This is a genomic window from Streptomyces thermoviolaceus (assembly GCF_045209695.1).
In the GTDB taxonomy this organism is placed as follows: domain Bacteria; phylum Actinomycetota; class Actinomycetes; order Streptomycetales; family Streptomycetaceae; genus Streptomyces; species Streptomyces thermoviolaceus.
Map to the genome: position 1 here is coordinate 2,740,172 of NZ_CP109280.1, position 25,585 is coordinate 2,765,756.

21 protein-coding genes and 1 pseudogene are annotated in these 25,585 nt (G+C 73.1%); 9 read left to right on the plus strand and 13 right to left on the minus strand.

The features are described from left to right. Positions 1-55 precede the first annotated feature (55 nt). On the minus strand, positions 56-397 hold the full coding sequence (bldG, locus tag OG899_RS11955) for an anti-sigma factor antagonist BldG (protein ID WP_125498018.1): 342 nt from the start codon (positions 395-397) through the stop codon (positions 56-58). A gap of 82 nt (positions 398-479) precedes the next feature. Between bldG and OG899_RS11960 the strand changes: the two genes are divergently transcribed. Then, positions 480-3,011: a DEAD/DEAH box helicase gene (locus OG899_RS11960; RefSeq protein WP_168132083.1), complete on the plus strand. Its 2,532-nt coding sequence runs from the start codon at positions 480-482 to the stop codon at positions 3,009-3,011. Positions 3,012-3,176: 165 nt separating this feature from the next. On the opposite strand, the gene OG899_RS11965 is transcribed toward OG899_RS11960, so the two are convergent. The 7 genes from OG899_RS11965 to ssd form a co-directional block, all read right to left on the minus strand. Continuing rightward, on the minus strand, positions 3,177-3,590 hold the full coding sequence (locus OG899_RS11965) for an Rv3654c family TadE-like protein (RefSeq protein ID WP_229813935.1): 414 nt from the start codon (positions 3,588-3,590) through the stop codon (positions 3,177-3,179). A gap of 89 nt (positions 3,591-3,679) precedes the next feature. After that, positions 3,680-4,255, minus strand: coding sequence for a TadE family type IV pilus minor pilin (locus OG899_RS11970; RefSeq protein ID WP_373296686.1), 576 nt, complete (start codon positions 4,253-4,255; stop codon positions 3,680-3,682). After that, the gene (locus OG899_RS11975; protein WP_229813919.1) at positions 4,242-4,490 is read right to left on the minus strand and encodes a DUF4244 domain-containing protein; all 249 of its coding nucleotides are present in this window, start codon (positions 4,488-4,490) and stop codon (positions 4,242-4,244) included. The genes OG899_RS11970 and OG899_RS11975 overlap by 14 nt, the downstream gene beginning before the upstream one ends. A gap of 199 nt (positions 4,491-4,689) precedes the next feature. Continuing rightward, a complete protein-coding gene (locus OG899_RS11980) occupies positions 4,690-5,475 on the minus strand; it encodes a type II secretion system F family protein (RefSeq protein WP_125498014.1) in 786 nt (261 codons plus the stop codon). Beyond that, positions 5,472-6,380, minus strand: coding sequence for a type II secretion system F family protein (locus tag OG899_RS11985; RefSeq protein ID WP_125498013.1), 909 nt, complete (start codon positions 6,378-6,380; stop codon positions 5,472-5,474). Before OG899_RS11985 ends, OG899_RS11980 begins: the two co-directional genes overlap by 4 nt. After that, positions 6,347-7,732 (minus strand): TadA family conjugal transfer-associated ATPase, encoded by a 1,386-nt coding sequence (locus OG899_RS11990; protein ID WP_229814459.1) that lies wholly within the window; start codon positions 7,730-7,732, stop codon positions 6,347-6,349. Before OG899_RS11990 ends, OG899_RS11985 begins: the two co-directional genes overlap by 34 nt. Continuing rightward, a complete protein-coding gene (gene ssd, locus OG899_RS11995; protein WP_125498012.1) occupies positions 7,729-8,832 on the minus strand; it encodes a septum site-determining protein Ssd in 1,104 nt (367 codons plus the stop codon). The genes OG899_RS11990 and ssd overlap by 4 nt, the downstream gene beginning before the upstream one ends. A 580-nt stretch (positions 8,833-9,412) precedes the next feature. Here ssd and OG899_RS12000 point away from each other — a divergent pair. Beyond that, on the plus strand, positions 9,413-10,246 hold the full coding sequence (locus OG899_RS12000) for an HAD family phosphatase (RefSeq protein ID WP_168132084.1): 834 nt from the start codon (positions 9,413-9,415) through the stop codon (positions 10,244-10,246). A 427-nt stretch (positions 10,247-10,673) separates the two neighbouring features. Here OG899_RS12000 and OG899_RS12005 read toward each other — a convergent pair whose 3' ends face one another. Beyond that, positions 10,674-11,540, minus strand: coding sequence for a Fic family protein (locus OG899_RS12005; RefSeq protein WP_229814460.1), 867 nt, complete (start codon positions 11,538-11,540; stop codon positions 10,674-10,676). A 100-nt stretch (positions 11,541-11,640) separates the two neighbouring features. Between OG899_RS12005 and OG899_RS12010 the strand changes: the two genes are divergently transcribed. Then, a complete protein-coding gene (locus OG899_RS12010) occupies positions 11,641-12,621 on the plus strand; it encodes an ATP-binding protein (protein WP_125498009.1) in 981 nt (326 codons plus the stop codon). Between the two features lie 186 nt (positions 12,622-12,807). Here OG899_RS12010 and OG899_RS12015 read toward each other — a convergent pair whose 3' ends face one another. After that, entirely contained in the window at positions 12,808-14,079 is a 1,272-nt protein-coding gene (locus OG899_RS12015) for a hypothetical protein (protein ID WP_168132094.1), read from the minus strand. A gap of 914 nt (positions 14,080-14,993) precedes the next feature. Here OG899_RS12015 and OG899_RS12020 point away from each other — a divergent pair. From OG899_RS12020 to OG899_RS12045, 6 genes and pseudogenes are all read left to right on the plus strand, one after another. Next, positions 14,994-15,689, plus strand: a pseudogene (locus tag OG899_RS12020) (carbonic anhydrase); the annotation flags it as partial. 452 nt (positions 15,690-16,141) lie between these two features. Beyond that, positions 16,142-18,097 (plus strand): acetate--CoA ligase, encoded by a 1,956-nt coding sequence (gene acs, locus OG899_RS12025; protein WP_168132085.1) that lies wholly within the window; start codon positions 16,142-16,144, stop codon positions 18,095-18,097. 225 nt (positions 18,098-18,322) lie between these two features. After that, positions 18,323-19,768, plus strand: a complete 1,446-nt coding sequence (gene nhaA / locus OG899_RS12030) for a Na+/H+ antiporter NhaA (RefSeq protein ID WP_125498006.1) — start codon at positions 18,323-18,325, stop codon at positions 19,766-19,768. Between the two features lie 60 nt (positions 19,769-19,828). Continuing rightward, positions 19,829-20,323, plus strand: coding sequence for a phage holin family protein (locus tag OG899_RS12035; RefSeq protein WP_125498005.1), 495 nt, complete (start codon positions 19,829-19,831; stop codon positions 20,321-20,323). Then, complete coding sequence (locus tag OG899_RS12040) at positions 20,320-21,270, plus strand: alpha/beta fold hydrolase (RefSeq protein WP_406311022.1); 951 nt, start codon at positions 20,320-20,322, stop codon at positions 21,268-21,270. Before OG899_RS12035 ends, OG899_RS12040 begins: the two co-directional genes overlap by 4 nt. A 504-nt stretch (positions 21,271-21,774) precedes the next feature. Further along, the gene (locus OG899_RS12045; protein WP_125498003.1) at positions 21,775-21,954 is read left to right on the plus strand and encodes a hypothetical protein; all 180 of its coding nucleotides are present in this window, start codon (positions 21,775-21,777) and stop codon (positions 21,952-21,954) included. 123 nt (positions 21,955-22,077) lie between these two features. On the opposite strand, the gene OG899_RS12050 is transcribed toward OG899_RS12045, so the two are convergent. From OG899_RS12050 to nth, 3 genes are all read right to left on the minus strand, one after another. Further along, entirely contained in the window at positions 22,078-23,277 is a 1,200-nt protein-coding gene (locus OG899_RS12050; RefSeq protein ID WP_168132086.1) for a MarP family serine protease, read from the minus strand. Between the two features lie 123 nt (positions 23,278-23,400). Further along, positions 23,401-24,219 carry a CoA pyrophosphatase gene (locus tag OG899_RS12055; protein ID WP_240955834.1) on the minus strand — a complete coding sequence of 273 codons (819 nt, stop codon included), beginning with the start codon at positions 24,217-24,219 and terminating at the stop codon, positions 23,401-23,403. A gap of 61 nt (positions 24,220-24,280) precedes the next feature. Then, on the minus strand, positions 24,281-25,441 hold the full coding sequence (gene nth / locus OG899_RS12060) for an endonuclease III (protein ID WP_125498001.1): 1,161 nt from the start codon (positions 25,439-25,441) through the stop codon (positions 24,281-24,283). Positions 25,442-25,585: the final 144 nt, after the last annotated feature.

A 25,585-nucleotide genomic window follows, 5' to 3' on the forward strand; every position in this document is an offset into this window, starting at 1 on the left:
CCCGGTCCCCCGCCGGTAACGTCTGTCTTCCCGGGCGCCTGCCCGGCTTCGGCGGTCAGTCGGTGGCCGCCACGGCCTCGTCGACCGAGGAGTGGATCGGGAAGACCTTGGTCAGACCGGTGATGCGGAAGATCTTGAGGATCCGCTCCTGGTTGCAGACCAGGCGCAGCGAGCCCTCGTGGGCACGCACTCGCTTCAGGCCGCCCACGAGCACGCCGAGCCCGGTGGAGTCGAGGAAGTCCACGCCCTCCATGTCGACGACGAGGTGGAAATTCCCGTCGTTCACCAGCTCGACCAGCTGCTCGCGCAGCTTGGGCGCGGTATACACGTCGATTTCGCCACCGACCTCGACGACCGTGCGATCGCCGACGGTACGGGTCGACAGGGACAGGTCCACGGATCCTCCAGCACCTTGCTATCGAGCGGTCGCCCCTCGGGGCACCTCGGCTTGAGGCCCCCAGGACGGTTCGCCAGCCGCGATGGCATTCAATCACTTACCGGCAGGCGTGCACGACGCCTTGGCTCCATTGTCCGTCACGCCGGTGACACACTCGGTGCCAATGGCCAACAATCACCGATCCGATCGACCCGCGACGGACCCCGCCCCCCGTCTCCCGCCCGGCGTGCTCCTGGACCGGCTCGCGTCCGGACCGAACCGGGCTGCGCGCATCACTCATACGGAGCACCTGCCCCCGCGGGAGGGTCGTCATGCCGTCTGGCCCGATCGGATTCGCCCCGAGGTCGTCGCGGCCGTGCGCGCCGTCGGCATCGAGCGCCCGTGGGCCCACCAGGCACGCGTGGCCGAACTCGCGCTCGACGGCGAGTCGGTGGTGGTCGCCACGGGCACGGCGTCCGGCAAGTCGCTGGCGTATCTGGTGCCCGTCCTGTCCGCGCTTCTCGACGGCGCCGGGCCGGCGGCCGACGGAACCGGGCGGCCGGGACCGCCACGGGGCGGCGGGTCGCAGACCGGCGGCCGCGGCGCCACCGCCCTGTATCTGGCGCCCACCAAGGCGCTGGCAGCGGACCAGTTCCGCACGGTGCGGGAGCTGGTGCGCCCGCTGGGCACCGCCGTGCGCCCGGCGGTGTACGACGGCGACACGCCGTTCGAGGAACGGGAGTGGATCCGCCAGTACGGCACCTATGTGCTGACCAACCCCGACATGCTGCACCGCGGGATCCTGCCCTCCCATCCGCGCTGGGCCTCCTTTCTCCGGTCGCTGAGGTACGTCGTCGTCGACGAGTGCCACACCTACCGGGGCGTCTTCGGCTCCCATGTCGCCCAGGTCCTGCGCCGCCTGCGCCGGCTCTGTGCCCGCTACGGCTCCTCGCCGGCCTTCCTGCTGGCCTCGGCGACCGCGGCCGAGCCCGCGGTGGCGGCCACGCGCCTCACCGGCCTGCCGGTGGTCGAGGTGGCCGACGACGCCTCCCCCCGCGGTGAACTGGTGTTTGCACTATGGGAGCCGCCCCTGACCGAGCTGCAGGGCGAGAAGGGCGCCCCGGTCCGCCGCACCGCCACCGCCGAGACCGCCGACCTGCTCACCGACCTCACCCTGCAGGGCGTGCGCTCGGTCGCCTTCGTCCGCTCCCGGCGCGGCGCCGAGCTGATCTCGGTCATCGCCCAGGAACGGCTCAAGGAGATCGACCGGCCGCTGTCCCGGCGCATCGCGGCCTACCGGGGCGGCTACCTTCCCGAGGAACGCCGCGCCCTGGAACGCGCCCTGCACTCCGGCGAGCTGCTCGGCCTGTCGGCCACCACCGCCCTGGAACTCGGGATGGACGTCTCCGGTCTGGACGCGGTCCTCATCGCCGGCTATCCGGGCACCCGCGCCTCCCTGTGGCAGCAGGCCGGGCGGGCCGGCCGGGCAGGGCAGGGCGCGCTGGCGGTGCTGGTCGCCCGCGACGACCCGCTGGACACCTTCCTGGTCCACCATCCCGAGGCCCTGTTCGACCAGCCGGTGGAGTCCACCGTGCTGGACCCGGACAACCCGTACGTCCTCGCCCCGCACCTGTGCGCGGCCGCCGCCGAGCTGCCGCTCACCGAGGAGGACCTCGGCCTGTTCGGGCCCGCCGCGGCCGAACTGCTGCCGCAGCTGGAGGCGGCGCAACTGCTGCGCCGCCGCACGAAGGCCTGGCACTGGACGCGCCGGGAACGCGCCGCGGACCTCACCGACATCCGCGGCGAGGGCGGACGGCCGGTACAGATCGTCGAGGCGGGCACCGGGCGACTGCTCGGCACGGTCGACGAGGCCGCCGCGCACACGAGCGTGCACGAGGGCGCCGTCCATCTGCACCAGGGGCGTACCTATCTGGTGCGGTCCCTGGACCTGGACGACTCGGTCGCCCTGGTCGAGGAGGCGAACCCGCCCTACACGACGGTGGCCCGGGACACCACGGCCGTCTCCGTGCTGGAGACCGACGTCGCGATCCCCTGGGGCGACGGCCGTCTGTGCTTCGGCTCCGTCGAGGTCACCAACCAGGTGGTCTCCTTCCTGCGCCGCCGGGTCCTCACGGGCGAGGTGCTGGGCGAGACCAAGCTCGATCTGCCTCCGCGCACGCTGCGCACCCGGGCGGTGTGGTGGACGGTCACCGAGGACCAGCTGGACGAGGCCCGGATCGGCCCGGAGATCCTCGGCGGCGCCCTGCACGCCGCCGAGCACGCGTCGATCGGCATGCTCCCCTTGTTCGCCACCTGCGACCGCTGGGACATCGGCGGCGTCTCCGTCCCGTTGCATCCCGACACCCTTCTGCCCACGGTGTTCGTCTACGACGGCCATCCCGGCGGCGCGGGCTTCGCCGAGCGCGCCTTCCGCACCGCCCGCGCCTGGCTCACCGCGACGCGCGAGGCCATCGCCTCCTGCGAGTGCGACGCCGGTTGCCCGTCGTGCATCCAGTCCCCCAAGTGCGGCAACGGCAACGACCCGCTGCACAAGAGGGGCGCCGTGCGGCTGCTGACGGTGCTGCTGAAGGGCGCCCCGCCGGACGAACCGGAGACGGAGGACCGCCCGGCCTGAGGGCTGTGGCGGGGCGGCCCGTGCTCCCGCCGGGGCGGTATCCGTCGTCCCTGCGCGCCGACTGGGAGGCGAGGGCCGTGCCCTCTTCGCCACCTGTCGGGCCTTCCCCTACCTGGGGGCCTCCCCTACCTGGGGGGCCTCCCCTACCTGGGGGCGGGGTGCCTCTCAGCCGGGCCCAGCGCCCGCAGCAGAGGTGTGACCGGCGGCAGGGGCAGCGGGACCGGCGTCCACGGCGGCGGTGTCCGGGACGGCAGTGTCCACGGCAGCGGGGTCCGGAGGAGCGGGCGGTCCCGCCCGGGCCCTCGCCTGTGCGGACAGCGGCCCCTGCGCCCACGCCGCCGTGACGTCGGAGACGGTGCCCTCCAGCGTGCAGCGCACCAGCCGGGCACCCTGGGCGCGGGCGACCCGGTCGGCGTGGGCGCAGGCCTCCGCGCGGCCCTCCGCCCAGTGGCCCGCCGCGGCCAGGGCCGCCAGGTCGGCGGCGCCGGCGGCACGGTGCCGGACGACCACGGCCTGTCCCAGGGCGAGGCCCGCGCCGAAGACCGCGCAGAGCACGGCGATCGCCCCCACGCTCCACACGGTGGCGGATCCCCGGTCGCTCCGGACCGCGGTGCTGCCGCGGGCACCGTCACCCGAGCGCCGCCCCGCGTCCGCGCGGAGCCGGCCGCTCACGGGTCCGCTCCTTCCGTCGTCCTGGCTCCTTCCGTCGTCCTGGCTGCGTCCGTCATCCTGGCTGCGTCCGTCATCCTGGCTGCGTCCGTCATCCTGGCTGCGTCCGTCGTCCCGGCTTCTTCTGTAGCGCCAACTCCTTCAGTGGCCCCAGCTCCTTCCGCAGTCCCGGCGTCTGCCTTCGCCCCGGCTGCTTCCGTCGTCGCCGCCCCGACGGCCTCCTCGGCCTCGGCCACGGCCTCCTCCCTCAGGTCGAAGGGCAGCGGGCCCAGGCCGGGCGGATCGGCCGTCACGACCACGTGGACGTGCCGGCCGGTCCGGCTCACCGCGACCTTCGCTCCCGGTGGCGCCACCTCGCGGGCCGCCTGGACGACAGCACCGTCCGGGTCCTGGCGGGCGGCGGCACGGGCCCCCGCCCGTGCCGCGTCCACGCACTGGATCCGGGCGACCACCACGAGCAGCCCCCACACCAGCGTGGCCACCACGAGCACCAGCACGGGCAGGGTCATGGCCGCCTCCGCGGTCACGAACCCGGCGTCGCCCCCGCGCCCGCGGCGCCGCTCACGTCCGTGCACTGAGCGCTCGCTTCACGATGTTCTGCAGTTCGGTCTTGACCTGCCCGCTCGTCACCACCTCGTACAGCAGCACGGCGAACGCCACCGCCGCGATGATGCCCATCGCGTACTCGGACGTGACCATCCCCGTGTCCCGGCGCAGTCGGCCCGCCAGGCGGTGCACCCGGTCCGTCAGGTCGCGCACCCGGCCCTCGAGGCCGTGCATCCGTGCCCGCATCCGTCGCCATCGGTCCATCTGAACCCCCGTGAGGTCTCGTTTTCCGGTTTCTCCGGTTCTTCTCCGGTCCGGTCTTCTCCGGTCCGGTCTTCTCCGGCCTCTTCGGCCTTCCGTCTCTTGAGTCGGTTCGTCGCTCCACCGAGGCACCCCGCGCCCCGGTGTGCTCACGTGTCCACTTGTTCACGCGGCTCGTTCACGCGGCGCGTTCACGCAGTCGTCACCAGGCACCACCTCCCCTCAGCACCCCGCCCGCCAGGCCGATCACCACGGGCAGTACGCCGACCGCGACGAAGGCAGGCAGGAAGCACAGGCCGACCGGTGCGGTGACCAGGACCGCGGCCCGGCGGGCGCGAGCCGTCGCGGCGCGGGACCGTTCGGCCCGTACGTCGGCCGCGATCCGGGCGGCCGGGCCGGCGGCGGGAAGCCCCGAGGCGTCGGCCCGTTCCAGCAGCCGGGCCAGGGCCGCGGCTCCCGGCAGTGCGGCGAGCCGACGCCAGGCGTCGTCCGGCGCGCCGCCCAGCCGTACCTGGGCCGCCCCGTGGGTGAGCGCCTCCCCGACGGGTCCGCCCACGGCTTCCCCGACCGCCTGGGCGGCGGTCACCGGTCCCGCGCCGGCGGCGATGCAGGCCGCCAAAAGGTCGGCGGCGAGCGGGAGCCGGCGAGCCGCCTCGGCGGCGTCGGGCTCCGTCTCGGGGCGACTGCCCGTCCGCTGCTGCCACCACCGCAGTCCGGCCGCTCCGGCCAGCCCGGCGACGATCCCGGCGATCCCGCCGACCAGCGCCCATCCGGCGCAGGCCACCGCCGCCACCGGCACCCAGGTCCGCAGGGCGGACGGGGCCGTCCGGCGCGGGGTGGGATGTCCGCCCGGCACCGCCCCGGGCAGCAACCGGGCCGTCCGCCGTCGGGTGTGGCGCCTGCGGCGCACCGCCTGGATCCGCCACACCGTCGGTCCCAGGAGCGCGACGGCCACCGCCCCCAGGGCGTGTGCGGTGTCCGGGCTCATGACGTCTCCGCCCGTCGCACGATCCCCAGGGCCCACCACAGCCCGAGGGCCTCCAGGGCCCCGCCGGCCACCAGGCAGGCGAGGCCGGCTCCGGTGTGCAGCAGCGCGTGCAGCGGATCGGCGCCCATGACCGTGCCCAGCAGCAGGCCCAGTGCGGGCAGGCAGGCGAGCATCACGGTCGTGACCCGGGCTCCGGACACCTGGGCTCGCAGGTCGGCGCGCTGGTCGCGTTCCGCGCGCAGCGCCGACTCCAGCCGGTCGAGCCCGGCGGCCAGTCCGGCGCCCTGGTCCAGGGCCACCCGCCAACAGGCGGCGAGTCCGTTCAGGCCCTCCGCGCCGGGTTGCCGGGCCGCCTCGGCGAGCGCGCCGGGCACGTCCCCGCCGAACCGTGCCGCCGCGAGCACGGCGGCCTGGGCGACGCCGAGGCCCCCGGAGTCCCGTGCGGCGCTCAGCAGTGCCTCGCCCGGCTGCCGCCCGGCCCGTACCTCCCCGGCGAGCGTCCCGCACAGCGCGATCACCGCGTCCGCCCGCCGTTCACGTGCCCTGTCCGCGGCCCGGGCGCGCCGGCCGCGGCGCAGGAGGGGCACTGCGGCGGCACCGACGAGGACCGGCAGCGGCGAGGCGCCGAGCACCGACAGCAGCACTCCCAAGGCCGGCGCCCACCACTCGGGGCCGTATCGCCGACGGAGCCGGGCCGACAGGCCGCGGGCCCGTTCCCACGGCGGCGGCCCGGTACCCGCCGCACCGCCGGTGAGCAGCGACCGTGCCCGCCGCCGGTCCGACGGACGCCCGGCCGGCAGCCACCACGGGGACGCCCCCGCGCACACCGCTCCCAGCGCTCCCGCGACCACCGCCGGTCCGCCCCACCAGCTCACCCGCACACCAGCTCCCTCCTGTGCTCGCATCCGCACACCGACTCGCTTCCGTGCTCGCATCCGCGCACCGGCTCCCTCCCGTGCTCGCCGCGGGCCGATGCGCCGACCGCACCGTCGGCACCCCTCGCCGCGTCCGTACCGTCCGTCTCGTCCGCCCGTCGCCCGCCCCGGGCGCCGAGCAGTTCCCGCAGCCGCTGCCATCCCCGCTGTGGCACGAACGCCTCCGGTGCCCACCGCAGCGCCGGTACCGTCCGGACCAGGCCGGACGCGTCCCGTTCCAGCACCCGCACCTCGTCGATCCGGCGTCGCCCCGTGCGGTCCCGCACCAGGTGCAGCACGACCGACAGGGCGGCCGCGAGCTGGCTGTGCAGGGCGGCCCGGTCCAGCCCCGCCGCCGTGCCCAGCGCCTCCAGCCGGGCGGGCACGTCCGCCGCCGCGTTGGCGTGGACCGTGCCGCACCCGCCTTCGTGACCGGTGTTGAGAGCGGCCAGGAGGTGGACCACCTCGGGGCCGCGCACCTCGCCCACGACGAGCCGGTCCGGCCGCATCCGCAGCGCCTGGCGCACCAGGTCCTCGAGGGTGACCAGACCGGCGCCCTCCTGGTTGGCGGGCCGGGTTTCGAGGCGGACGACGTGCGGATGGTCGGGCCGCAGCTCCGCGGAGTCCTCGGCGAGCACGATGCGCTCGCCCGGTCCGACCAGGCCCAGCAGCGCGCTGAGCAGGGTGGTCTTGCCGCTGCCGGTACCCCCGCTGACGAGGAAGGACAGCCGTGCGTCGATCAGTGCCCGCAGCACCCGGTCCCCGCCGGGCGGAACCGTGCCCGCCGCCACCAGCTCGCCGAGGGTGAACGCCCGCGGCCGGACCACCCGCAGCGACAGGACGGCGCAGTCCACGGCGATGGGGGGCAGCACCGCGTGCAGCCGGGTGCCGTCCGGCAACCGGGCGTCCACCCAGGGGCGGGCGTCGTCCAGCCGGCGCCCGGCCACGGCGGCCAGGCGCTGGGCGAGGCGCCGGACGGCCACCGCGTCGGGGAAGGCGACGGTGGTCAGCTCCAGTCCGCCGCCGCGGTCGACCCAGACCCGGTCGGGGGCCGAGACGAGCACGTCCGTGACGCCGGGGTCGGCCAGCAGCGGCTCCAGCGGGCCGCTGCCGACCAGTTCGGACCGCAGCCGCTCGGCGGCCGCGAGCACCTCCGCGTCGCCGAGCACCTGACCCTGCTCCCGCAGTGCCTGCGCCACCCGTGCGGGTGTGGGTTCGGCCCCGTTCTCGGCGAGCCACCGCCGCACACCGTCCAGCAGGGCGACGGACACCCCGGGCACAGGCGCCGCGCGGCCGGTGCCGTATCCGGCCGGTGGGTGCCGCGGGACCTGCCCCGCCCTCATGACGCACCCGCCTCGACGAGCATCCGCTGCCAGAACTCGGTGCAGAACCGGGCCAGCGGTCCACGCGCGGCCGCCCCCGGCGGTGTGCTGCTGCCGCCGGGCCGCTGCAGCCCGGCCTCCAGCGGCACCTCGCCGACCAGCGGCAGTCCGAGCAGCCGCGCCACCTCCTGCTCGTCCAGGCCGGGCGCGTACGGTCCGCGCACCGCCACCCGCAGATCGCGCAGGACCAGGCCGACGGCGGAGGCCACCCGTGCGGCGGCCGCCACGGCGCGCAGCTCGGCGGGCACCACCAGCAGTCCCACGTCGAGCTGGGCGAGGACCTCGGCGGCCGGTTCGTCGACCCGGCGGGGCAGGTCGACCACCACGGCGCCGCCGCGCCGCCGGGCCGCGGCCAGCACCGCCCGGACGGCCTGCGGCGGGACGGCCACGCAGTCGCCGCGGTCCCAGCTGAGCACCCGCAGGGAGTGCAGGCGCGGCAGCGACTCCTCCAGGGCGCCGCCGCCGACCCGCCCCCGGGAGGCCGCGAACGCGGGCCAGCGCAGGCCCTCGGCCGTCTCCCCGCCGAGCAGGACGTCGAGTCCGCCGCCCAGCGGATCGGCGTCCACGAGCAGGGTGCGCCGGCCCTCCCGGGCGGAGGTGACGGCGAGCGCGCAGGCCAGTGTGGACGCGCCGGCACCGCCCCGGCCGCCGATGACGCCGACGGTGACGGCGGGCCTGCCGACCGATTCGGCGACGTCGGCGATGCGGTCGACGAGCCACTGCTCACCGTCCGGCAGGACCAGCACATGGTCGGCGCCGATCTCCACGGCGCGCCGCCAGACGCCCGGATCGTCCTGGTCCCGGCCGACCAGGACCACACCCCGCCGACGTGTCGCCCCGCGCACTCGCACCGCGGCGTCGTCGCCGACCAGGACCAGCGGCGCGGCCTCCCAGGCGCCTGCGCGCTCCGGCGGCCCGTGGTGGACCTCGGGTGTGGCGCCCGCGGCCGCGCACAGGCGCAGCAGGTCGTCGAGGAGCTGGGCGTCCTCGGTGACGATCAGCGGTCTGCCCTGCTGCCCCGGAGTGCCGGGCGGTGGATCGTGTGCGACGGTGTCCCTCACGGGCCGCTCCCCCTTCGCTGCGTCTCGCGCGCCCCCTCGGGCACCGCGATTCCCGAACCTGTGAAGAACCGGCGACCGGCCTTCATAAGGGCCGGTCGATACGAACCGGCCTTACGCGCCCCGGCAAACAGAACCGGCCATCAACGAGGCGTCGAGCGGGACGCGCAGGAATGACGATGCGGCGATCCGGAAAATGTTGTGGATCTTGATCGAAATCTGTGGACAACTCGGCGCCTGTGAATACCGCGGTCACCCAAACCGGTGAGTACCGAGTCTGTTCGTCACGTCTTTCGCAGCGCAGCACTTCCACTACGCTGCGTCACGAATCATGAGGGAGTGACCGGCGTCCGACACCGAGGGCCCCGACCGTCCACCGAGGGCCGGTGTCACCGGAAAACCCGCCCGGACATGCGACGACCCCCGCCGGGGGGGAGAGCGGGGGTCGTCTCCACGGCCGACTCGGGGGGGAGGAGTCGGGCCGGGTTAGCACGGTCGCGAACGATCCGTGACTTCCATGGTGTACCCGAGAGGCCTCTCAGGCAAACCCACGCGCCCACCTTACGCCGAATGGGCTGCCCCTATGCTCCAGGATGTGGAAAACCACTCTCTGCCGCGCACAGCGGCCTTCTTTGATCTGGACAAGACGGTCATTGCGAAGTCCAGCACGCTCGCCTTCAGCAAGTCCTTCTACCAAGGCGGGCTGATCAACCGCAGGGCCGTGTTGCGCACCGCGTACGCCCAGTTCGTCTTCATCGCCGGCGGCGCGGACCACGACCAGATGGAACGCATGCGCGCCTACCTGTCGTCCCTGTGCCGCGGGTGGAACGTGCAGCAGGTCAAGGAGATCGTCGCCGAGACGCTGCACGACCTGATCGACCCGATCATCTACGACGAGGCCGCGTCCCTCATCGAGGAGCATCACACCGCCGGGCGGGACGTCGTCATCGTGTCGACATCGGGCGCGGAGGTGGTCGAGCCGATCGGTGAACTGCTGGGCGCGGACCGGGTGGTGGCCACCCGGATGGCGGTCGGCGAGGACGGCTGCTTCACCGGCGAGGTGGAGTACTACGCGTACGGCCCGACGAAGGCGGAGGCGATCCGGGAGCTGGCCGCGTCCGAGGGGTACGACCTGCGGCGGTGCTACGCGTACAGCGACTCGGTGACCGATCTGCCGATGCTGGAGACGGTGGGTCACCCGCATGCGGTGAACCCCGACCGTGCGCTGCGCCGGGAGGCTCTCGCCCGCGGCTGGCCGGTTCTCGACTTCCACCGCCCCGTGCGGCTCAAGCAGCGGCTGCCGGGACTGTCCGCGCCCCCGCGCCCGGCCCTGGTCGCGGCGGCGGCGGTGGGAGCGGCCGCGGCGACCGCGGGGCTGGTGTGGCTCGCGAGCCGCCGCCGGAGCACGGCCGCCTGACCGCCACGGCACGGACGGGCCCGGACGGCCACCGGGCCCCTGGCGACCCCTCCTTGCACAAGCTCGCCCGTTTTGCCAACTTGACCCGACAAGTAAAGATATGCGGCAAAGGGTTCCGCTTGTCCTTCGCATGCAGTACAAAGGAGTTAACGGCCCGCGAGACCGAAGGACGTCCGAGAGGACGACCTTTGACGCATGGCCCCACGGACCGACGCATGAACACCGAGCACCCACGCGACGTCGACCCGTCGATTACGGGCCAGCCGCACCGGGTCACGGGCAAAGATCCCGACCTGATGGGCGACACATCGAGGACGCTTGGTAACTCGGTGGTCATGCCAGCGGCGGTACGAGTCCTCGTACCGCCGCAACCCTGTGTACGCTCCGTGCGCGCTCTACGAGCAATCAGCGCGTCCTCGGTCGCCGATCAGGCCGCTCCGCGCTGCAGCGCCTCGCACACCGCCGTCGACTCGCGCGCACCGAGCTGCACCGCCTGGGCGCAGTGCCCGATCCATGCGGCCATGCCCTCCGCGGTTCCCGAGACGTACCCGTCCAGGGCCGCCCGGTAGGCGTCGGTCCCCAGCTCGGCGTACCCCACCTCGGCCGGGCAGATGGACTTCGGGTCCAGGCCGCTGCCGACCAGCACGATGCGCTCCGCCGCGCGGGCGACCAGGCCGTTGTGGGAGACGAACGGGCGCAGCGCCAGCAGTTCGCCGTGCACCACCGCGGCGACGACCAGGGCCGGCGCGGTGGTACCGGCGATGAGCAGGTCCGCCAGGCCCTCCAGCCGCCCGGAGACCTCGTCGGCCCCGGGCAGCGGCAGGTCGATCAGCGGCTCGTCGACCTCCTCGCCCTCCTGCCTGGGCCGGCCGACGGCGTCGTCGTGCGTCCCGGCGGCCGCCACCAGGTGCAGCCGGGCCAGGACCCGCAACGGCGACTGCCGCCAGACGGACAGCAGTTGCCCCGCCTCGGCCGTCAGGCGCAGCGCCGCGCCGAGCACGCGCGCCTCGTCGTCGCCGCTGAAGTCGGTGCGCCGCCGCACCTCCTCCAGGGCCCAGTCGGCCCCGGACAGCGCCGCGGAGGCGCGGGCGCCGCGCAACGCCGCCTCCGAGGTGATCGCATTGCTCCGGCGCCGCATGATCCGGTGGCCGTAGACCCGGTCCACGGCCTTGCGTACGGACTCCACGGACTCGGCCACACTGGGCAGACCGCCCAGGGCCGCAAGGGGATCCTGCCGGTTCACGCCCGTGCGGGAACTCGGGGGAGGCTCGGCGGTCGCGCCTGTCGTACTCATGAGTACGACCCTACGCATCAGCCCGGCACACCCCACGATGGAGTGGTCTTCTTCACTCCGATCACCACGCGGAGCGATCATCTCGCTACGCTTCGTGAACATGAAAATTGCTTTCGTCGGGAAGGGCGGCAGCGGCAAGACCACGCTGTCCTCCCTGTTCATCCGCCACCTCGCGACGACCGGCGCGCCCGTCGTCGCGATCGACGCCGACATCAACCAGCACCTGGGCGTCGCCCTGGGCCTGGACGAGGCCGAGGCGGCCGCACTGCCCGCGATGGGCGACCGGCTGCCGCTGATCAAGGACTACCTGCGCGGCAGCAACCCGCGCATCACCTCAGCCGAGACGATGATCAAGACGACGCCTCCCGGCGAGGGCTCCCGGTTGCTGCGCGTACGCGAGAACAACCCGATCTACGACGCCTGCGCGCGCGAGGTGCAGCTCGACGACGGCGCCGTCCGCCTCATGGTCACCGGCCCCTTCACGGACGCCGACCTTGGAGTCGCCTGCTACCACTCCAAGACCGGAGCGGTGGAGCTGTATCTGAACCATCTCGTGGACGGCCGCGACGAGTACGTCGTGGTGGACATGACGGCCGGGTCGGACTCCTTCGCCTCCGGGATGTTCACCCGGTTCGACATGACGTTCCTGGTCGCCGAGCCCACCCGGAAGGGCGTCTCGGTCTACCGCCAGTACAAGGAGTACGCCCGGGACTTCGGGGTCGCTCTGCGGGTCGTCGGCAACAAGGTGCAGGGCCAGGACGACCTGGACTTCCTGCGCGCCGAGGTCGGGGACGACCTGCTCGTGACCGTCGGCCACTCGGACTGGGTCCGGGCCATGGAGAAGGGCCGGCCGCCCCGCTTCGCGTTGCTGGAGGACACCAACCGCCGCGCCCTGCGGACCCTGCAGGACGCCGCCGACGCCACCTACGAGCAGCGGGACTGGCAGCGCTACACCCAGCAGATGGTGCACTTCCACCTCAAGAACGCCGCCTCCTGGGGAAACGAGCGCACAGGAGCCGACCTGGCGGCGCAGGTCGACCCCGGCTTCGTGCTGGGCGAGGGCGTCGCCGCCCCGGCCTGAGCGGCGCGGCACCCTCGGCGGACGCGAGGGCCTCCCGGCAGGGCGCGACGGCTGCCGCACCCGGTCCCGGGAGGCCCTCACCCGTATGCAGGCACCGGTGCACGTGTCACCGGCGACACGCCGACCTGTTGTCACCGGCGCCACACCGACCTGTCCGAACGGCGCAGACCTGTCCGAACGGCGCATCTAACGCGCGGGCGCCCCGGGTACGCCCTTGGGCGCCGGGGCCGGACGGGCCGACAGGAAGGACGCCCAGCCCTCCCGGGGCGCCTCGCCGACCTCCAAGGTGCGCAGCCGGGCGAGGATCTGCGGATCCTGGGCGTCCAGCCAGTCCACCAGCTGATGGAAGGAGACGCAGCGCACCTCGGGCTTGGTGCACACCTCTTTCATGACGTCCTCCACGGCCCGCATGTAGGTGCCGCCGTTCCAGGACTCGAAGTGGTTGCCGATGATCAACGGTGCACGGTTGCCGTCGTAGGCGCGGTAGAAGCCGCGGAGCAGGCCGTCGCGCATCTGGTTGCCCCAGTGCTCGTACCGGGCCGGGTCGCCCTGGGTCTGCGTGCCGGACTGATTGACCATGAAGTTGTAGTCCATGGCCAGCTGCTCGAAGGTGTGCCCGGGGAACGGCACCAGCTGCATGGACAGGTCCCACAGGCCGTGCCGCTTCTCCGGCCAGACCTGGTCGTTCACACCGCTGCTGTCGTAGCGGAAGCCCAGCTCGGCCGCCGCCTTCATAAAGTTCTCCCGGCCTTCCAGGCAGGGCGTGCGGGCGCCGATGAGTTCCCTGCCGTAGTCGAAGGGCAGCGGCGGCAGGTCCTTCAGTCCGCTGGTGGTCCTCCAGGTCTGCACGAACTGCTTGGCCTGCTCGATCTCGCTCTTCCACTCGTCCACGGACCACTGGCCCACGCCGCCGTCGGGACCGCAGAAATGACCGTTGAAGTGGGTGCCGATCTCGTGGCCCTCCAGCCATGCCAGGCGCAGCTGCCGGACGGTGTCCGCGATGCCCCGGGTGTCGTTGAAGCCGATGTCCGAACTGCCGGGCGCGTGCTGCGGCGGACGGTACAGGTCGCGCTTGTCCTCGGGCAGCAGATACACCCCGCTGAGGAAGAACGTCATCGAGGCGTTGTTCTCCTTGGCCACCTCGCGGAAGTGCGAGAACAGCCGCTGGCCGTCCTCACCCGCTCCGTCCCAGGAGAAGACGACGAACTGGGGCGGTTTCTCACCGGACTTCAGCCGCGCCGGCCGGGGCTGGTGCGGCTGCGCTCCGGTGTAGGCGGTGGACCCGTCGCCGATGAGGCGCACGACGGTGCCGGGAGGCCGGGCGGGACGGTGTTCGGGGCGTGGTGCACCGGCCGCACCGTGTCCGGGAGTGCCGGTGCCGCTCGCGCAGCCGGCGAGCGAGGAGGCGCAGGCCGCGGCGGCCACGACGCTCGCGGCGATCCTCTGGGTGGCGGCCATGTTCCTTCGGGCGGCCATGTTCGGCACACCTACTTCCTTCTCTCGTCCGACGCCGAGGCGGCGTGTGCTGATCCGGTGCCGGCCGGGCCGGCAGTGCGCCGCCAAGGTCGCACGGGTTCGAGAAGGAATTAATACGACAAGCCGATAAAACTCTTACTTCACTCACAGCGGTGAGCTTCTCCGCCATTTGCCCGGAAAGAACTGACACCATCTTTACGTTGAATTACCTTTACTTTACTTGTCCTTGGGCTGCGCAAGTGAAAGGAGACCCGACCGTGTCCGCCTGCCTTCCCGCCCACGCCGACGATCCCTCACGACACCAGCGCTCCCACCCCCCGCACAGCCCGCCCTCTCGGCCGCACCGCTCCGACCCCGCGGGCACCGTCCTCACCGCCTCGGCCGCCTCCGCTGCCTCCTCCGGCTGCCACCGCCAACCCTGGACCGCCGGGGTCAATCACCCGTCACAGGGCGCACCGCACACACTCCCGCCACCGGCCCCCACCACGGCCCCCGGGCGATCCCCGGACCCCACCCCGTCCCCGGACACCGGGCCATCCCACGACACCGGGCCATCCCACGACTCCGGGCCATCGCCGTCCCAGGACCCCGCCCGGACCCCCGCTCCGAGCACCACCGACGACCGTCCGCATGCCACGAGCCGCAACGGCGCCCGGCCCTCGCCCGCACACCCGACCGACCGGTTGAACACGCCCCCGGAGCCGGCCGGCACACCGTCACCGGCCGCCAGGGCAGCGGCCGCAGACGACCCGACGCCGGACCTGAAGACGCCGACCGTGCCGAAGGGGGACCTGTCACGGGCCGCCGGCCCACCGTTCGAGGGTCCCAACCCGCCGTCCGAAGCCCTCGGCCCACCCTTCGGCTCCAGCTCTGCACGCCCTTCGGTCCGTGACCAACTGACGCGCGGCATCAGCGCGTTCCAGCGTTACACCGCACCCCTGGTCCGGCACGAGCTGGCACGGCTGGCCCGGGAGGGGCAGCAGCCCTCCCAGCTCTTCCTCACCTGTGCCGACTCCCGGCTGGTCACCTCGATGATCACGTCGAGTGGTCCCGGCGACCTCTTCGTCGTCCGGAACGTGGGCAACCTCGTGCCCGTGCCCGGTGAGGAACCCGGCGACGACTCGGTGGCGGCCGGCATCGAGTACGCGGTGGACGTGCTCCAAGTGCGCTCCATCACGGTGTGCGGCCACTCGGGGTGCGGGGCCATGCAGGCCCTGCTCGACTCCCGCCGCTCCGGTGGGGCACCGCAGGGTGCGGCGACGTCGCTCGGCCGATGGCTGCGCCACGGTCTGCCGAGCCTGCGGCGCCTGGCCGACGACAGCCACGGCACACCCGCCCTGGGCGACCGCCCTCCCGCCGACACGCTGGAGCGGCTCTGCCTGCTCAATGTCCTCCAGCAGCTGGATCACCTGCGTGCCCACGACGCGGTGGCCCGCGCCCTGCGAGAAGGCCGGCTGGAGCTGCACGGCATGTACTTCCATGTGGCCGAGGCCCAGGCCTATCTGCTCGCCGGGAGAGACGGAGCGGACAGAGACGGAGCGGCTGTGTTCACCCGGGTGGGTGCATCGGAGGAGCTGCCCAGCCCGGCGTGAGACCCGCACCCGTCAGGGTCGACCGTGACGCACCGCGCCGGTCCACCCGGCGCGGACCACGGTCCGCACCGACCACACTGTCCGTAACCTCCGCGCTCTCCTCACCACCCCAGCCGGACAACCACCCGAGGCCGCCGGCACCACCCCAGCCGGACAGCCACCCGAGGCCGCCGACACCGCCCGAGGCCGTCACTGCCGTCCAAGGCTTTCGGTGCCGCCGATGCCGTCCGTGCCGTTCCGAGCGCGGGACCGTACGCCCCGGACGACGGGACAGCCGGGGCGTCCCGCAGCGCAACGACTCCGGCGCCCGCCCACGTCAGAACAGGGATACGACTGCGCAGGCTCTCCACAACAGGTCTAAACCATGTGCACCGACGACCCTTGTCATCGGCCCCCGCGTCTGATGAGCTGTGGCCTGGGACACAACGGACACCCTGAGAAAGGGAGATGTCGTGAGCAACGAAAGCCTGGCCAACCTCTTGAAGGAGGAACGACGTTTCGCGCCGCCGGCTGACCTGGCCGCGAACGCCAATGTCACGGCGGAGGCGTACGAACAGGCCAAGGCTGACAGGCTCGGCTTCTGGGCTGAGCAGGCCCGCCGGCTGACCTGGGTCAAGGAGCCGACCGAGACCCTCGACTGGTCGAACCCGCCATTCGCCAAGTGGTTCAAGGACGGCACGCTCAACGTGGCGTACAACTGCGTCGACCGGCATGTGGAGGCCGGGCACGGCGATCGCGTCGCGATCCACTTCGAGGGCGAGCCCGGCGACAGCCGGGCCATCACGTATGCCCAGCTCAAGGACGAGGTCTCCAAGGCCGCCAACGCCCTGCTCGAACTCGGCGTGCGCTCGGGCGACCGGGTCGCGATCTACATGCCGATGATCCCCGAGACGGCGATCGCGATGCTGGCCTGCGCCCGCATCGGCGCCGCGCACTCGGTCGTCTTCGGCGGCTTCTCCGCGGACGCGCTCGCCACCCGCATCAAGGACGCCGACGCCAAGGTCGTCATCACGGCCGACGGCGGCTACCGGCGCGGCAAGCCGTCCGCGCTCAAGCCCGCCGTCGACGAGGCCCTCACCCGTGTGTCGGACGTCCGCCACGTCCTGGTGGTCCGCCGCACCGGCCAGGAGGTCGCCTGGGACGACAGCCGCGATGTGTGGTGGCACGAGGTCGTCGGCCGGCAGTCGGCGGAGCACACCCCGGAGGCGTTCGAGGCCGAGCACCCGCTGTTCATCCTCTACACCTCGGGCACCACCGGGAAGCCCAAGGGCATCCTGCACACCTCCGGCGGCTACCTGACCCAGGCCGCGTACACCCACTGGGCCGTGTTCGATCTCAAGCCCGAGACGGACGTCTACTGGTGCACCGCCGACGTCGGCTGGGTCACCGGCCACTCGTACATCGTGTACGGGCCGCTGGCCAACGGTGCCACCCAGGTGATGTACGAGGGCACTCCCGACACCCCGCACCAGGGCCGTTTCTGGGAGATCGTGCAGAAGTACAAGGTCAGCATCCTGTACACGGCGCCGACCGCGATCCGCACGTTCATGAAGTGGGGCGACGACATCCCCGCGAAGTACGACCTGTCCTCCCTGCGGGTCCTCGGCTCGGTCGGCGAGCCGATCAACCCGGAGGCGTGGATCTGGTACCGCAAGCACATCGGCGCCGACAGCACCCCGGTCGTGGACACCTGGTGGCAGACGGAGACCGGCGCCATCATGATCTCCCCGTTGCCCGGCGTCACCGAGGCCAAGCCGGGCTCCGCCCAGCGGCCGCTGCCGGGCGTGTCCGCCACCGTCGTGGACGACGAGGGCAACGAGGTGCCCAACGGCGGCGGTGGCTACCTGGTCCTCACCGAGCCGTGGCCGTCGATGCTGCGCACCATCTGGGGCGACGACCAGCGCTTCATCGACACCTACTGGTCGCGTTTCGAGGGCCGCTACTTCGCCGGTGACGGCGCCAAGAAGGACGACGACGGCGACATCTGGCTGCTCGGCCGCGTCGACGACGTGATGCTGGTGTCCGGGCACAACATCTCCACCACGGAGGTGGAGTCCGCGCTGGTGTCCCACCCTGCCGTCGCCGAGGCCGCCGTGGTCGGCGCGTCCGACGAGACCACCGGGCAGGCGATCGTCGCGTTCGTGATCCTGCGGGGCACGGCCGCCGAGACCGAGTCCCTCATCGGCGAGCTGCGCAACCACGTCGGCTCGACGCTCGGCCCGATCGCCAAGCCGAAGCGGATCCTGCCGGTGGCGGAGCTGCCCAAGACCCGCTCCGGGAAGATCATGCGGCGTCTGCTGCGCGACGTCGCGGAGAACCGGGAGCTGGGAGACGTCACGACACTGACCGACTCCACGGTCATGGAACTCATCCAGGCCAAGCTCCCCGCGGCACCGAGCGAGGACTGAGCCCCCCGACCGACAAGCCGTACACGTCACCCGCGGGCACCCGGCACGTGCCGGGTGCCCGCCGCTTGGGTAGATTGGCCCACGGGGCCTCGAAGCTGTTTTCGACAAGCGCCGCGCCCCGCTCCGACGTCCACCGGGCGTCACCCGACAACTTCACACGACCCTCAGGTGCGCCGGGAAGTCTGGTCGGCATGAACCCACCCCTGCCGCCACCTGGAGGTTGCTGTGACCGCGCCCCGCCCCACCGACCGCACCGAGCCCAAGAGCCTCAGCCGCCCGTCCCTGCCGGAGCGCACCTTCATCCTGGACGCGCTGCGCACCGAGACCGTCGGCGGCGTCCTGCTGCTGGTCGCCGCGATCGCCGCGCTGCTGTGGGCGAACGTGCCCGGCCTGCACAGCAGCTACGAGACCGTCTCCCACTTCTCCCTCGGCCCCGCCACGCTCGGCCTGCACCTCTCCGTCGCCCACTGGGCCGCGGACGGCCTGCTCGCGATCTTCTTCTTCGTCGCCGGCATCGAGCTGAAACGGGAGCTGGTCGCCGGAGACCTGCGCAACCCACGGGCCGCGGTCCTCCCGGTCGTCGCCGCGCTGTGCGGCATGGCGGCACCAGCCGTCGTCTACAGCCTGACCAACCTCACCGGCGGCGGCTCGCTCGCGGGCTGGGCGGTGCCCACCGCCACCGACATCGCCTTCGCCCTCGCGGTGCTCGCGGTCATCGGCACCTCGCTGCCCAGTGCGCTGCGCGCGTTCCTGCTGACCCTCGCCGTCGTCGACGACCTGTTCGCCATCCTGATCATCGCGCTGTTCTTCACCGACGACCTGAACCTGGCCGCGCTGGGCGGAGCGGCGGCGGGCCTGGCCGTCTTCTGGCTGCTGCTGCGCCAGGGTGTGCGCGGCTGGTACGTGTACGTGCCGCTGGGCGTGGTGATCTGGGGCCTGATGTACAACAGCGGCGTGCACGCCACCATCGCCGGCGTGGCGATGGGCCTGATGCTGCGCTGCACCCGCCGCGAAGGGGAGGAACACTCCCCGGGCGAGCGCATCGAACACCTCGTCCGGCCGCTCTCCGCGGGCCTGGCGGTGCCGCTGTTCGCCCTGTTCAGCGCAGGCGTATCGGTCTCCGGCGGGGCGCTGGCGGATGTGTTCGGCCAGCCCGAGACGCTCGGCGTGGTGCTCGGCCTGGTCGTCGGCAAGACGGTCGGCGTCTTCGGCGGGACCTGGCTGACCGCCCGTTTCACCCGGGCCTCGCTCAGCGACGACCTGGCCTGGGCCGACGTGTTCGCCCTGGCCACGCTCGCCGGCATCGGCTTCACCGTCTCCCTGCTGATCGGCGAACTGGCCTTCGAGGGCGACGCGGTCCTCACCGACGAGGTCAAGGCCTCCGTCCTGTGCGGCTCCCTCATCGCCGCGGCGATCGCGGCGGTGCTGCTGCGGATACGCAACGCCCGGTACCGGAAGCTGTGCGAGTCCGAGGAGCGCGACGAGGACCTCGACGGCATACCGGACGTCTACGAGGACGACGACCCCGCCTACCACCTGCGTATGGCGGACATCTACGAACGCAGGGCGGCCGAGCACCGCCGCATCGCCGCCGAGAAGGCGGCCGCACGTGCCCGGCAGGGGACCGAAGTGTCGGGCGGGGCGAGCGAGCACGAGGACGGTCCGGCATGATCTGACGGGACGGTACAAAAGACAGGTCCGTTCCAGTCAGGCAGGAAAGGGAGAGTCGCGATGAGCGCACCCGACGGCAGCCCGGTCGGCGCCGAACGCAGCATCGGAGAGCTGTTCGCCTCGGCGACGGCGGAGATGTCGGCGCTGGTGCACGACGAGATCGCGCTGGCGAAGGTCCAGCTGAAGCAGGACGTCAAACGCGGCGTGGTCAGCGGAGGAGCGCTCTCGCTGGCCGGCGTGGTCGCGCTGTTCTCGCTGCCGATGCTCGACTTCGCCCTGGCGTACGGCGTGAACACCTGGACCGGGTGGAACCTCGCACTCTGCTTCCTGGTGGCCTTCGGGGCGAACGTCCTGGTCGCGGTCCTCCTCGGCCTGATCGGCGCCGTCTTCATGAGGAAGGCCAGGAAGGGCAAGGGCCCCCAGAAGGTGGCCGCCTCGATGAAGCAGACGGCCGGTGTGCTGCAGAAGGCCAAGCCGCACCCGCGGCCCGAGACCCCCGCTCTGGAGGACCGCGCCCCGCAGGCCATCGAGGCTGTGGCACGCTCGTCCTCATGACGGACCCCGCCACCCCTTCGCCGTACTCGACCTCGGTCGTCCGGATCGACATCCCCGGCGAGAGGAAGGTGACCCACCGGGACGTCGCGGCCAACGGCGCCCGGTTCCACATCGCCGAGCTGGGCGACGGACCGCTGGTGCTGTTGCTGCACGGGTTCCCGCAGTTCTGGTGGACCTGGCGGCACCAGCTGCCGGCCCTGGCCGACGCGGGTTTCCGCGCCGTGGCGATGGACCTGCGGGGCGTGGGCGGCAGCGACCGCACCCCGCGCGGCTACGACCCCGCCAACCTGGCCCTCGACGTCACCGGTGTGATCCGTTCCCTGGGCGAGCCGGACGCCGCGCTGGTCGGCCACGACCTGGGCGGCTACCTGGCGTGGACGGCCGCGGCGATGCGCCCGAAGCTGGTCAGGCGCCTGGCCGTGGTCTCCATGCCGCATCCGCGGCGGTGGCGCGCGGCGATGCTGGGCGACGTCAAGCAGACGGCGGCCAGTTCACACATCTGGGGCTTCCAGCGGCCGTGGATCCCGGAACGGCAGCTCGTCGCCGACGACGGCGCCCTGGTGGGCCGGCTGCTGCGCGACTGGTCGGGGCCATGCCTACCGGACGACGAGGCGGTGGAGACCTACCGGCGTGCGCTGTGCGTGCCGTCGACGGCGCACTGCGCGATCGAGCCCTACCGCTGGCTGGTGCGCTCCCTGGCCCGCCCCGACGGGATCCAGTTCTACCGGCGGATGAAGCGCCCGGTGCGGGTGCCCACACTGCATCTGCACGGCTCCCTCGACCCGGTGCTGCGCACCCGCAGCGCGGCCGGGTCCGGCGAGTACGTGGAGGCGCCCTACCGCTGGCGGCTCTTCGACGGCCTGGGTCATTTCCCGCACGAGGAGGACCCCCTGACCTTCTCCACCGAACTGATCAACTGGCTGAAGGACCCCGAACCGGACCGGTGACCCGCCGCGCACGGACAGCCACGCCGCCGCCTGACCGGGCGGCGGCTGTGAGGGCTCGTCCCACGGCCGCCCGTGTCGAGTCGCGCAGGCCCGCCCGGGTCGGCGGCTGGGGTGCCGGCTGAGCGGGCCGGGCACCCCGTGACGCTGCGTCGCGGGGAATGCCTCGTGATCCGCACCAGCCGGGGCCAGGACTTCGCCGTCGGCGTCGACGCCGCAGCACGCGGAGCCGCCCTCCTGAACTCCGTGATCGGCCGGCGTCCGACCTGATGAGCCGGTTCCGGTACGCCACTCGGCCTCCGCGCTGTTCGCCCCTGCGAGGGGCGCGGGGAGGAAGGTCCCGCACGAGTCGAGCAGTGCCACCAGCCACCGGTCCGTCACGGCCGTCCGGCGACCGGTATCCGGATCTGAACGTCTGTTCTGCGAACGGCCATGTGCCGGGTGCATAGGCCCATTGGGGCGCCCGCGGGCGCTTATCGACCTTGAGGCGGGGGCAGAGGTGTCGGTATGGGCTGGACGCACGACTACAACGACGTAGCACGCACCCGCCGTTCGGCGAGCGGTCCGGGCTCCCGCCACCGGGAGACCCCGCAACTGGGCGGCAGCGACCCCCGCGTGGGCATTCCGCACATTCTGCGCCGCCGGGCCCGCTGGGTCTCGGTCCGGCTGCGCCACCCGCGCGGCTGACCGCAACGGCCCCGCGGACCCCCCGAACACCCCGGGCACTCGGTTCCGTTCCGCCGGTCCCCGGGCACCCGGTGGACCCGCACACGGCACGTCACCCGACCGCGGCCCGGACGGCCGCCGCCCTCACAGCGCGCAGGTGTCGCTGTCGACCTCCTGGGTAGCGGTGCGGCCCTTGTCGATGTCCTGCCGGATCTCGTCCGTGGTGAGCGCGTACCCGGTGTCCGGGTCGTCCAGGGACTTGGCGAACACCACGCCGTACACCTTGCCGTCGGGGGTCAGCAGCGGACCGCCGGAGTTGCCCTGGCGGACGGTCGCGTAGAGCGAGTAGACGTCCCGGCGGACGGTGGAGCGGTGGTAGATGTCGGGGCCGCTGGCCGTGATGCGCCCGCGCACCCGTGCGGCCCGCACGTCGTAGGAGCCGTTCTCGGGGAAGCCGGCGACGATCGCGCTGTCCCCGCTGTGCGCGTCGTCGTCGGTGAACTGCAGAGCGGGCGCGTGCAGGCCGGGCACGTCCAGGACGGCGATGTCCCGGCGCCAGTCGTACAGCACGACCTTCGCGTCGTACCGGCGGCCCTCGCCGCCTATCTGCACGGTCGGTTCGTCGACCCCGCCGACGACGTGCGCGTTGGTCATGACCCGCCGGTCGCCGAAGACGAAGCCGGTGCCCTCCAGCACCTTGCCGCAGCCCTGCGCGGTGCCGGTCACCTTGACCACGGACCGCTGGGCGCGTGCGGCGACGGCGCTGTTGCGCAGCGCCGGGTCCGGGGGCCGCACATCGGTGATGGGCTCGTCCGCGAACGGGCTGAACACCTGCGGGAAGCCGTTCTGCGCGAGCACCGAGGTGAAGTCGGCGAACCAGGTGTCCGCCTGGTCCGGCAGCGCGTCGGAGACCTCGAGCAGCACCTTGGAGGTGCGGACCTGCTTGCCCAGGGTCGGTATCGTCGTGCCGCCGAGCGCCGAGCCGATCAGCCAGGCGACCAGCAGCATCGCGACGACGTTGACGAGGGCGCCGCCGGTCGCGTCCAGGGCGCGGGCCGGGGACCAGGTGATGTGGACGCGCAGCTTGTTGCCCAGGTGGGTGGTCAGCGCCTGCCCCACCGAGGCGCACACGATGACGACGATCACGGCGACGACGGCGGCGGTGGTGCTGACCGGCGAGTTGTCCGTCAGCACGTCCCACAGGACCGGAAGCGCGTAGACGGCGGCCAGGCCGCCGCCGAGGAAGCCGATCACCGACAGGATGCCGACGACGAAGCCCTGGCGGTACCCGACGACCGCGAACCACACCGCGGCGATCAGCAGCAGGATGTCCAGCACGTTCACCGCGTCGAGCCTCGCCTCATCGTCTTCACGTCCCTCCCAGGCCGGCCGGGGCCCCACCACCGTGCGCCGGCGGGCGGGACGCGGCGTCCTCGGGACACCGGCCGGTACGACCACGCCACCCTGTCACGCCCGCCAGTCGAGCGGGACCTGCCTGTCGCGGTCCCACGGCTCTTCCCAGCCCGCGTAATGGAGCAGGCGGTCGATGATGCCGGCGGTGAACCCCCACACGAGGGTGGACGCGACCAGGAACGCGGGGCCGCGGTGGCCCCGCGGGTGGACGGCGGTCGCACGGTTGTCCGGGTGGGTGAGATCCGCCACGGGCACCGTGAACACGCGGGCGGTCTCCGCCGGGTCGACCACGCCCACCGGGCTGGGTGTGTGCCACCAGCCGAGCACCGGGGTGACGACGAACCCGCTGACCGGGATGTACAGCCGGGGCAGCACCCCGAACAGCTGCACCCCGGCCGGGTCGAGCCCGGTCTCCTCCTCCGCCTCGCGCAGCGCCGCCCGCAGCGGGCCCTCGCCCTGCGGATCGCCGTCCTCCGGGTCGAGCGCGCCACCGGGGAACGACGGCTGCCCGGCGTGCGAGCGCAGGGAACCGGCCCGCTCCATCAGCAGCAGCTCGGGCCCGCGCTCGCCCTCTCCGAAGAGCACCAGCACGGCGGACTGGCGGCCTTCGCCGTTCTCCGGCGGCAGGAAGCGGCTCAGCTGCCGTGGCTTCACGGTACCGGCGAGCCGCACCACCGGCTGGAGCCACTCCGGCAGCCCCTGCGTGTCGAGCCGCACCGAGCCCGGCCGCGCCGTGCCGACGACACCGTCCGCCGCACCGCCGGCACCGCCCGGTGCACCGGTCGCGCAGCCCGTCGCCCGAGCCGCCGTACCGGTCGGCTTCTCGCCCGCGCACCCCACGGTTCCCGCGCCCGTCTCGCCCGCCCGCGTCATCGCCACCCCTGTCCCCGTACTCCTGCCCTGTCCAACGCGCCGCGCCGCCGAGATCGTTCCGTCATGCGGCGCCCAGGGGCGGGGCCGGCTTGCCGCCCGCGTCCAGGTAGGCCTGCGGGGGCTTGAGCCGCTGCCCGGGCAGACCGGCTTTCTCGTACTTGAGCAGCTTCTTCGCCTTCTCCGGGTCGGTCTCCCCCTCGCCGTAGGACGGGCACAGCGGGGCGATCGGGCAGGCGCCGCAGGCCGGCTTGCGGGCGTGACAGATCCGGCGCCCGTGCCAGATGACGTGGTGGGACAGATCCGTCCAGTCCTTCTTGGGGAACAGCGCCCCGACGGCCGCCTCGATCTTGTCCGGGTCGGTCTCGTCGGTCCACTTCCAGCGCCGCACCAGCCGCTGGAAGTGCGTGTCCACGGTGATCCCGGGCCTGCCGAAGGCGTTGCCGAGGACGACGAAGGCGGTCTTGCGCCCCACGCCGGGCAACGTGACCAGGTCCTCCAGGCGTCCGGGGACCTCCCCGCCGAAGTTCTCCACCAGCGCCTTCGACAGGCCGATGACCGACCTGGTCTTGGCCCGGAAGAAACCGCACGGGCGGAGGATCTCCTCGACCCGCTGCGGGTCGGCGGCCGCCAGGTCCTCCGGGGTCGGGTAGGCGGCGAACAGCGCGGGTGTCGTCTGGTTGACCCGCAGGTCGGTGGTCTGCGCGGACAGGACGGTGGCGATCAGCAGCTGGAACGGGTTCTCGAAGTCCAGCTCGGGGTGGGCGTAGGGGTAGACCTCCGCCAGCTCCCGGTTGATACGACGGGCCCGGCGGACCAGCGCCGTGCGGGACTCGCCCGACGGCGTCGTCGTCGCGACGGTCTTCGGCGGGGAGGCCGTGCGCACCCGCGCGGTGGCCTGGGCGACAGCGGCCTCCGCCTTCCGGGCGGGTCCGGCCGCCTTGCGCACCGCACCGCCCGCCGCCTTCGTGCCGGCGGCGGAGCCGGCCGCCCCGGTCGTCTTCGCGGCCGTCGCCGGGGTCTTCTTCGCCGCCGCCTTCTTCGCTGCGGTCTTCCCGGCCGCCGGCTTGTCCGTGGCCGTCCGCTTCGCCGCCGGCTTCTCGGCCGAGCCGCCCTTCTCGGCGGCCCTCGTCCGGGCCCGCGGCGTGCCGGGCCGGGCCTCGGCGGCTGCGGCGGTCTCGGTCGTCTCCTCGGTCCGTCCGCTGCCGCGACCATGTTCGCCCACAGCGGAATCCTGCCGTGCACCCACCCGTCCAGCCCCCTCGGCCTGTGTTCTCACCGGCGATTTGGACACTCGGCCAGCCTAAGGCCCGGCGCCGGCATCCGCTGCGGCCGCGGAGTTTCGGGCACCGTTTGTGCCCCCTGCCGC

Excerpts from the sequence above, each read along its gene's own strand:
- OG899_RS11960 (WP_168132083.1), top strand. The coding sequence starts at position 480 with ATGGCATTCAATCACTTACCGGCAGGCGTGCACGACGCCTTGGCTCCA.
- OG899_RS11975 (WP_229813919.1), bottom strand. The coding sequence starts at position 4,490 with ATGGACCGATGGCGACGGATGCGGGCACGGATGCACGGCCTCGAGGGC.
- OG899_RS11980 (WP_125498014.1), bottom strand. The coding sequence starts at position 5,475 with ATGAGCCCGGACACCGCACACGCCCTGGGGGCGGTGGCCGTCGCGCTC.
- OG899_RS11985 (WP_125498013.1), bottom strand. The coding sequence starts at position 6,380 with ATGCGAGCACAGGAGGGAGCTGGTGTGCGGGTGAGCTGGTGGGGCGGA.
- OG899_RS11990 (WP_229814459.1), bottom strand. The coding sequence starts at position 7,732 with ATGAGGGCGGGGCAGGTCCCGCGGCACCCACCGGCCGGATACGGCACC.
- OG899_RS12000 (WP_168132084.1), top strand. The coding sequence starts at position 9,413 with ATGCTCCAGGATGTGGAAAACCACTCTCTGCCGCGCACAGCGGCCTTC.
- OG899_RS12005 (WP_229814460.1), bottom strand. The coding sequence starts at position 11,540 with ATGAGTACGACAGGCGCGACCGCCGAGCCTCCCCCGAGTTCCCGCACG.
- OG899_RS12010 (WP_125498009.1), top strand. The coding sequence starts at position 11,641 with ATGAAAATTGCTTTCGTCGGGAAGGGCGGCAGCGGCAAGACCACGCTG.
- OG899_RS12015 (WP_168132094.1), bottom strand. The coding sequence starts at position 14,079 with ATGGCCGCCACCCAGAGGATCGCCGCGAGCGTCGTGGCCGCCGCGGCC.
- OG899_RS12035 (WP_125498005.1), top strand. The coding sequence starts at position 19,829 with ATGAGCGCACCCGACGGCAGCCCGGTCGGCGCCGAACGCAGCATCGGA.
- OG899_RS12040 (WP_406311022.1), top strand. The coding sequence starts at position 20,320 with ATGACGGACCCCGCCACCCCTTCGCCGTACTCGACCTCGGTCGTCCGG.
- OG899_RS12045 (WP_125498003.1), top strand. The coding sequence starts at position 21,775 with ATGGGCTGGACGCACGACTACAACGACGTAGCACGCACCCGCCGTTCG.
- OG899_RS12055 (WP_240955834.1), bottom strand. The coding sequence starts at position 24,219 with ATGACGCGGGCGGGCGAGACGGGCGCGGGAACCGTGGGGTGCGCGGGC.